Origin of the sequence: Kitasatospora sp. Root107, assembly GCF_001424875.1 — a bacterium.
Lineage (GTDB): Bacteria > Actinomycetota > Actinomycetes > Streptomycetales > Streptomycetaceae > Kitasatospora.
Window position 1 is genome coordinate 121,180 of sequence record NZ_LMCT01000012.1, and the last position, 7,793, is coordinate 128,972.

At 72.9% G+C, this 7,793-nt stretch carries 6 protein-coding genes; 2 read left to right on the top strand and 4 right to left on the bottom strand.

The window, feature by feature from the left end; translation table 11 throughout:
* Window positions 1–248 precede the first annotated feature (248 nt).
* A complete protein-coding gene (locus ASC99_RS12200) occupies window positions 249–938 on the top strand; it encodes a hypothetical protein (RefSeq protein WP_057231188.1) in 690 nt (229 codons plus the stop codon).
* Between the two features lie 13 nt (window positions 939–951).
* Here the strand turns inward: ASC99_RS12200 and ASC99_RS12205 are convergent, their stop codons facing one another.
* The gene (locus ASC99_RS12205) at window positions 952–2,322 is read right to left on the bottom strand and encodes a DUF6350 family protein (protein WP_057231190.1); all 1,371 of its coding nucleotides are present in this window, start codon (window positions 2,320–2,322) and stop codon (window positions 952–954) included.
* A gap of 114 nt (window positions 2,323–2,436) precedes the next feature.
* Between ASC99_RS12205 and ASC99_RS12210 the strand changes: the two genes are divergently transcribed.
* Window positions 2,437–3,948, top strand: a complete 1,512-nt coding sequence (locus ASC99_RS12210; protein WP_057231191.1) for a LuxR C-terminal-related transcriptional regulator — start codon at window positions 2,437–2,439, stop codon at window positions 3,946–3,948.
* 62 nt (window positions 3,949–4,010) lie between these two features.
* On the opposite strand, the gene sucD is transcribed toward ASC99_RS12210, so the two are convergent.
* The 3 genes from sucD to ASC99_RS12225 all read right to left on the bottom strand — a co-directional run bounded on the left by sucD (window position 4,011) and on the right by ASC99_RS12225 (window position 7,653).
* Complete coding sequence (gene sucD / locus ASC99_RS12215) at window positions 4,011–4,895, bottom strand: succinate--CoA ligase subunit alpha (protein ID WP_057231193.1); 885 nt, start codon at window positions 4,893–4,895, stop codon at window positions 4,011–4,013.
* Between the two features lie 16 nt (window positions 4,896–4,911).
* Complete coding sequence (gene sucC / locus ASC99_RS12220; protein ID WP_057231195.1) at window positions 4,912–6,084, bottom strand: ADP-forming succinate--CoA ligase subunit beta; 1,173 nt, start codon at window positions 6,082–6,084, stop codon at window positions 4,912–4,914.
* Window positions 6,085–6,468: 384 nt separating this feature from the next.
* Entirely contained in the window at window positions 6,469–7,653 is a 1,185-nt protein-coding gene (locus tag ASC99_RS12225; RefSeq protein ID WP_057231197.1) for a VWA domain-containing protein, read from the bottom strand.
* Window positions 7,654–7,793 lie beyond the last annotated feature (140 nt).

Here is a 7,793-nt window from a genome sequence, read left to right on the forward strand (position 1 = left end):
GGGCTGCTCCGAACTGCTGACCGTCACCACGATAACGGCTGGTCGGAGGCCCCCTGTAACCCGATGGCAACGCTACGCGCGTAGCTGAGGCGTGGGCCACACCCCGGGCTGCGTTCCGGCTCGGAACCGGCCTCCGGAACCGACCCGGAACGCCACGTGATTCCGGTTGGCGATACCCGTGTGAATCTCGTACACCCCTGCGGGATCATTGAGCGAGCCCGACCACTCGACGAAGGATTGGCTGACCGATGAGCAGCGGCGACAACACCGGCGAGCGCAACCCCTTCGCGCCGCCGCCGGCGGATGCCCCCGACCAGCCCTGGCAGCCGCGCGCCCCGCAGCCGCCGCACGGCTCCTCCGATGGGTCCTCCGATGGCTCCTCCGCCGGGTCCGGCGACTCCGGCGACTCCGGCGACGGGTCGTCCGAGCAGGACGACCGCCCGCAGGTGCCGCCGCCGCACCCGTGGAGCCCCGGCTACCAGGGCGGCTGGTCGCCTCAGCAGCCGCCCGCCGCACCGAAGTTCGACCCGAACGACCCGGTCCAGCGCCGCTCCCGGTACGCACTGAGCGCGGGCATGGGCAGCCTGTTCTGCGTCGTGCTCGGCGCGCCGTACGTGGCACTGCTGCTCGGCGCGCTGGCCGCGTACTGGGGCATCGGCGCGCTGCGCGCGCCCCGGCCGAAGTCCACCGAGGGCACCCCCGCCCAGCCCGGTCCGCAGCACGGCCCGCAGCCGGTCCGGCCGCAGACCCCGGCCGCGATCGGCGGGCTGGTGACGGGTGGGGTGACCATCCTGTTCGTGCTGGCCTCGCTCGGCGTCACGCTGTACTACCAGGACTACGTGAGCTGCGTCAGCGAGGCGCTCACCACCCAGGCCCGGGACAGCTGCGAAAACCTCGCCCCGGACTTCCTGGTCAACCTGTACAACCAGAACCGCTGACCGGGGTCTCCGCTCAAGTGTCCGTCCGCCTGGGCGGCAGATGGTCGGCCGCCCAGGCCAGGCCCTGCCCGGCGGCCCGGCGGGCCCGGCAGAGCTGACGGCCGGTCAGGTCGTTCCACCAGGCCGGCGGGGCCACCCACCAGCGGGCCAGCAGCGCGCCGGGCACGGTGACCAGGGCCAGCCAGGCCGCCGCCATCGGCGCGACCAGCCACGGCACCGGGCCCAGCTCCGCCATCCTGGCGCCGGCCAGTGCGCCGCCCGCGAGCCAGGCGCAGGCTCCCGCGCCGAGCCCGGCCAGCAGTGAACTGCCCACGGCCGACACGACGGTGGCCACCGGATGCCAGCGGGCCTCCGCCGCCGCCCGGCCGAGCAGCAGTGCCGGGACCAGCCCGGCCAGCAGTGGCAGCGCGCAGACCACCGGCCACCAGGGCGCCCCGCCGGTCTCCGGGAGCAGGGCGAAGAGCGGGAAGTCCGGCACCGGCCCGACCCGGGCACCGGTCGGTGCCACCACCGTCCCGCTGCCCACGGCGAAGCCGGGGCCGAGCGCGTACGAGGCCGCCCAGAGCACGGCGTTGGGCACCAGCAGCAGGCAGGCCAGGGTCAACCCGCCGACGGTGGACGGCCCGCCACCGTACCCGGCTACCGACCGGCCGGCCGCACCCAGGCCGAGCAGCACGGTCACGGCCAGCACCACCCCACCCGCCGCCAGCAGTCCGAGGCCGCCTGCGGCGGCGGCCCGGCCCGTCACCGGACCGCCGCCGGCCGGCCTGGCCCAGCCGGGTACCCGGGCCCAGTCGGGCGTACGGGCCCATGCGGGTACCCGGGCCCATGCGGGTGCCCGGTCCAGCCACCGTCCGGACCGTGCCGACCACCCGCCGACCGCCGACCAGAGCCCCGCCCCGACCGAACCGGTCACCAGCACCGCGACCGCCACCAGGTCGAGCAGCGGGACGGACCGCAGCGCACCCGCGCCGGAGCACTCGGCGACCGCGCACAGCGCGACCCCCAGGTACCCGGCGCACACCGCCAACGGCGCGCGCCAGTGCAGGCGTTCGCGCCCGCCGAGGCGCCGGCCGGTGCGGACCAGCAGCACGACGATGAACAGCGTGAGCAGCAGTGGGGTCAGCGTCAGCGGGGCCTGGGTCGCCCCCCTGGTCAGCGGGGCGCCGTGGCCGAGCAGCCAGAGCGCACAGGCCAGCCGCCCGGCTCCGGCGGCGGTGTCGTCCGCGTACGGGGTGAGCACCCAGAGGGCGAGTACGGGGACGGCCATCACCGCCAGGGTGAGCAGCGCTGCCCGGACACCGGTGAGCAGGTCGGCGAGGAAGGGGCGGACTCCCAGTTCGCCCGGCAGGCCCAGGATCGGACGGCCCATCAGCTGAGTCATGGGCCTCATGGTCCCAAGATCACCCGTTATGCCCCGTGAAGAGGCGAAGCTCCGCCGTGTCCCGGATTATCTGTTTATGTGTCTCATTTCAGCCCGCCTGCCCCGGGCGGTGCGGTGACCCCACCCTCACCTGCACCCGCACGCCCGCACGCCGACCCCACCCAACTGCTGCGGCTGCTGACACCTCGTGAGACCAAGGCCCTCGCCCTGCTGGCGACCGGCCTGGAAACCCGGGCGATCGCCGAACAGCTCGGCATCTCCCCCGGCACCGCCCGCACCCACCTGCACCGGGCGATGCGCAAGCTCGGCGTACGCACCCGCGAGGAGGCCACCGCCCTCGCCGGCCGGCTCTCCGCCGCACCGGTCACCCACCCGGCGCCCGCTCCTGTCGTTGTTCCTGCTCTTGCCCCGGCGCCCACTGCCGTGGCGGCCGGGCCGCTCCCGGTGACCGAACCCCGCCCCACGAGCTTCGAGGAGCTCTGCTCACTCACCCACACCCGACTGGTGCAGCAGACCTTCCTGCTCACCGCCTGCCGTCACCGTGCCGTGCACGCGGTGCACCTGGCCCTGTCGGCCGCCGGGCGCCGTTGGGCCGAGGTGTCCGGGCTGCCGGACCCGGAGGGCTGGGTCCGGGAGTACGCCTTCGAGGCCGCCCAGGCGGTCTGGCACCGGGGCGGGCCCCGCCGGGCGCACCTGATCAGGCTGCCGCACCGTCAGATCCGGGTGCACCCGCCGTCCGAACTGCCGCCGCGTCCCGACCAGAACCGGCTGACGCCGCGCGACCGTGATCTGCTCAAGGCCCTCAAGCGGCTCACCCGGCCGCAGCGCCGAGCGCTGGTGCTGCACGACGCACTCGGGCTGCCCGCCGTCCGGGTGGCCGCCGAGGTGCAGTCCAGCACCGCCGCCGCGACCGGACGCATCCTCAGCGCCCGGGCCGCACTGGCCCGGACGGTCCCCGCCCTGGTGGGCCCGGACCCGGCTGATCCGGAGTTCGGCCCCCGCCTCGGCGCCCTGCTGCACCAGGCTGCGGTACACGGCTGCCCCTCGCCCCGGCCGCCCTCCGCGCGACTGCTCAAGGTCCGGGGCCGGACCCGGGCCGGTCTGGCCACCGCGACCGCCGGGGCGGTCACCCTGGCGATGGCGGCCGCGATCGTGGCGACGCTGACCGGCAACGGTCCGTCAGAACTGTTCCGCCCTGCCGAGCTGGGCCCCGGCCAGGTCTGCTCTACGGCCACCAGCGGCAGCGCAGGGCCGGCCGTCCCGAGCCCCGGCAGTGGGGCCTGGCCGGGGCTGCGCAGTCACTGGTGCGGCCCGGCCCCTGGGCAGTCCATACCTCGCGGCCCCGCTCCGGCTGCCGCTCCTGCGACTGCTCCTGCCACCGCTCCGACGGCGGCTGCGGCTGCGGCTGCGGCTGCACGGCCGACCGGCCAGGGGTTCCGGCTGGTGACCACGCCGCCCGCTGCGCCGCCACTGCCATCGCTGCCGGTCACCGTCCCGCCCGCGCCCTGCCCCGCCCTGCGGCTCTGCCCGGGGACGGCCGTCGAACTCCCGGTGGAGCTGCCGGCCGGTCTAAGCCCGGCGGCCCGGACCGGGAACGCCAGGAGTACTCCGGACCATGCGGCCTGACGGAACGCCGGAGGCCCCCCACCCGGTGTCGGGTGGGGGGCCTCCGTGGCGAATGCCGAGCCTTACTTGGCGATCAGCTCACGGGCCAGGCGAGCGGTCTCGGACGGCGTCTTGCCGACCTTGACACCGGCGGCCTCGAGGGCCTCCTTCTTCGCCTGGGCGGTGCCCGAGGAGCCCGAGACGATGGCGCCGGCGTGGCCCATGGTCTTGCCCTCCGGGGCGGTGAAGCCCGCGACGTAGCCGACGACCGGCTTGGTGACGTGCTCGGCGATGTAGGCCGCCGCACGCTCCTCGGCGTCGCCGCCGATCTCGCCGATCATGACGATGATCTTGGTCTCCGGGTCCGCCTCGAACGCCGCGAGGGCGTCGATGTGCGTGGTGCCGATGACCGGGTCGCCGCCGATGCCCACGGCCGAGGAGAAGCCGAGGTCACGCAGCTCGTACATGAGCTGGTAGGTCAGGGTGCCCGACTTGGAGACCAGACCGATCGGACCGGTGGTGGTGATGTCCGCCGGGATGATGCCCGCGTTGGACTGTCCGGGCGAGATCAGGCCGGGGCAGTTCGGGCCGATGATCCGGGTCTTGTTGCCCTTGGTACCGGCGTACGCCCAGAAGGCGGCCGAGTCGTGGACCGGGACACCCTCGGTGATGACGACCGCGAGGCCGATCTCGGCGTCGATCGCCTCGACGACGGCGTCCTTGGTGAACTTCGGCGGCACGAAGATGACGGTGACATCGGCACCGGTCTCCTTGATCGCCTCGGCGACGGAGCCGAAGACGGGCACCTCGGTGCCGTCGACGTCAACCGTGGTGCCGGCCTTGCGCGGGTTCACGCCACCGACGATCTGGGTGCCCGAGGCGAGCATCCGGCGGGTGTGCTTCATACCCTCGGAGCCGGTCATGCCCTGGACGATGACCTTGCTGTCCTTCGTGAGGAAGATAGCCATGATGTAGTCCTCTTCCTTACTTGTTGGCCAGCTCGGCGGCGCGGGCAGCCGCACCGTCCATGGTGTCCACCTGCTGCACCAGCGGGTGGTTGGCGTCGGTCAGGATCTTGCGACCCAGTTCGGCGTTGTTGCCGTCGAGGCGGACGACCAGCGGCTTGGTGACCGCCTCGCCCTTCTCCTCGAGCAGCGCGAGCGCCTGCACGATGCCGTTGGCGACCGCGTCGCACGCGGTGATGCCACCGAAGACGTTGACGAAGACCGACTTGACGTCGGGGTCGCCCAGGATGATCTCCAGGCCGTTCGCCATCACCTCGGCGGAGGCGCCGCCACCGATGTCGAGGAAGTTGGCGGGCTTGACGCCGCCGTGCTCCTCGCCGGCGTACGCGACCACGTCGAGGGTGCTCATGACGAGACCCGCGCCGTTGCCGATGATGCCGACCTCGCCGTCGAGCTTGACGTAGTTGAGGCCCTTGGCCTTCGCCGCCGCCTCGAGCGGGTTGGCGGCGGCCTTGTCCTCGAGCTCGGCGTGGTGCGGCTGACGGAACTCGGCGTTCTCGTCCAGCGAGACCTTGCCGTCGAGCGCGATGATCTTGCCGTCACCGGACTTGATCAGCGGGTTGACCTCGACGAGGAGCGCGTCCTCGGCGATGAAGACCTTCCAGAGCTTCACCAGCACGTCGGCGACCTGGTCGGCGATCTCGGCCGGGAACTTCGCCGCAGCGACGATCTCGGCGGCCTTCGCCGGGGTGCAGCCCTCGTTGGCGTCGACGGGGATCTTGGCGAGCGCGTCGGGGTTCTCCTCCGCGACGACCTCGATCTCCACGCCGCCCTCGACGCTGGCCATGGCCAGGAAGGTGCGGTTGGTGCGGTCCAGCAGGAAGGAGACGTAGTACTCCTCCTTGATGTCCGCGGTCTGAGCCAGCATCACCTTGTTGACGGTGTGGCCCTTGATGTCCATACCGAGGATCGCCTCGGCCTTGGCGACTGCGTCGGCCGGGTCGGCGGCGAGCTTGACGCCGCCGGCCTTGCCTCGGCCACCGACCTTCACCTGAGCCTTGACGACGGCGCGTCCGCCGAAACGCTCGGCGATGGCGCGAGCGGCTTCGGGGGTCTCGATGACGTCCCCGTCAAGCACGGGTACACCGTGCTTGGCGAAGAGGTCCCTCGCCTGGTACTCGAACAGGTCCACGTGTGTTCGTCCTTGTTCGTGGTCGCGGATTGTGTCTCTACGAGCGTGCCACGGCAGGATCTTCGCTGCGGGTCGTCGAGGCTGGGCGGGTACGCAGAGATACGGCCTTGCGGCCCACACAGCCACGGGCGCACACGTCAATCAACACGCGCGTCACGTCCGTGTGGCAGGTTATCCCCGGACGACGGGCGTGTTTCGCCCGGGGCCCGGTCGGCTTTGGTGAGAACCGTCACAACGAGTGCCTCCGGGCGCGCCGCGCGCCCAGCTCACCACCCGTGCGCGGGCCCGGTGAGGCCGTCGGAAGGTCGGGCCCGGCCGTCGCACGTCCGGGTGAATCGGCCTCAACACTCCGTCAGCTCCCCTGCCTGCTCCGCTCACCCGTCGTCAGCTCTCCGGGATCGGCAGCGGGCGGCGCTCGATCGCGGCAGCCATGATCTCCGGAAAGGCGTCCGGCGTGCAGGCGAAGGCGGGCGCACCGAGTGCGGCCAGCGCTGCGGCGTGCGCGTGGTCGTAGGCCGGGGCTCCCTCGTCGGAGAGTGCGAGCAGCGCGACGAACTGAACGCCCGACGCCTTCATCGCTGCCACCCGTTTGAGCATCTCGTCCCGGATGCCGCCCTCGTAGAGGTCGCTGATCAGCACCACCACGGTGTCGGCCGGCCGGGTGATCCGGGACTGGCAGTACGCCAGCGCCCGGTTGATGTCGGTGCCGCCGCCGAGCTGGGTGGCGAACAGCACGTCCACCGGGTCGGTGAGCTGCTCGGTCAGGTCCACCACCGAAGTGTCGAAGACCACCAGCCGGGTGGACAGGCTCTTCATCGAGGCCAGCACCGCGCCGAACACCGCCGAGTGCACCACCGAGGGCGCCATCGAGCCCGACTGGTCGACGCAGAGGATCACCTCCTTCTTCACCGCGCGCTGCGCCCGGGCGTAGCCGACCAGCCGCTCGGGCACCACGGTGCGGTACTCGGGCAGGTAGTTGGTCAGGTTGGCCCGGATGGTGCGGCCCCAGTCGATGTCCTGGTGCCGGGGACGGTTGACCTTGGCGCTGCGGTCGAGTGCACCGCCGAGGGTGGTCCTGGTCCGGTCGGCGAGCCTGCGCTCCAGGTCGGCGACCACCTTGCCGACCACCGCACGGGCGGTCTCCCTGGTGGTCTCGGGCAGGGCGTGCTTGAGCGAGAGCAGGGTGCCGACCAGGTGCACGTCCGGTTCGACGGCCTCCAGCATCTCCGGCTCCAGCAGCAGCCGCTCCAGCCCGAGCCGGGTGATCGCGTCCTGCTGCATCACCTGCACCACCGAGGTCGGGAAGTACTCCCGGATGTCGCCGAGCCAGCGGGCCACCTGCGGGGCGGAGCCGCCGAGACCGGCCGCCCGGGTCGCACCGGACCGGCCGCCGGGGCCGGCTGCCTCGGCGCCCCGGTAGAGCGCCGCGAGTGCGCCGTCCATCGCGGCGTCCCGGCCGGTGAGGGTGCAGCCGGTGCCGTCGGAGTCGCCGCCGAGCACCAGGCGCCAGCGACGGAGCCGGTCCTGCTCGGGGGTGTCGGGGCCGGGGGTGAACTGAGTGGTGGTCATCCGGCACTCCTGCGGTCGGTCTGACGGGGAATCCTGGCCACGGCGGTGGCAGTGGCCGGGGTACTGCTCGGGCTCAGCCCCAGCAGCAGGGTGAGCACCGGCAGGGCGGCGTCGGCGCGTTCGATGTCCAGCTCGGCGGG

Bases quoted from the DNA above. Each gene is read 5' to 3' on its own strand.
- ASC99_RS12205 (WP_057231190.1), bottom strand. From the start codon at position 2,322: ATGACTCAGCTGATGGGCCGTCCGATCCTGGGCCTGCCGGGCGAACTG.
- sucD (WP_057231193.1), bottom strand. From the start codon at position 4,895: ATGGCTATCTTCCTCACGAAGGACAGCAAGGTCATCGTCCAGGGCATG.
- ASC99_RS12200 (WP_057231188.1), top strand. From the start codon at position 249: ATGAGCAGCGGCGACAACACCGGCGAGCGCAACCCCTTCGCGCCGCCG.
- ASC99_RS12225 (WP_057231197.1), bottom strand. From the start codon at position 7,653: ATGACCACCACTCAGTTCACCCCCGGCCCCGACACCCCCGAGCAGGAC.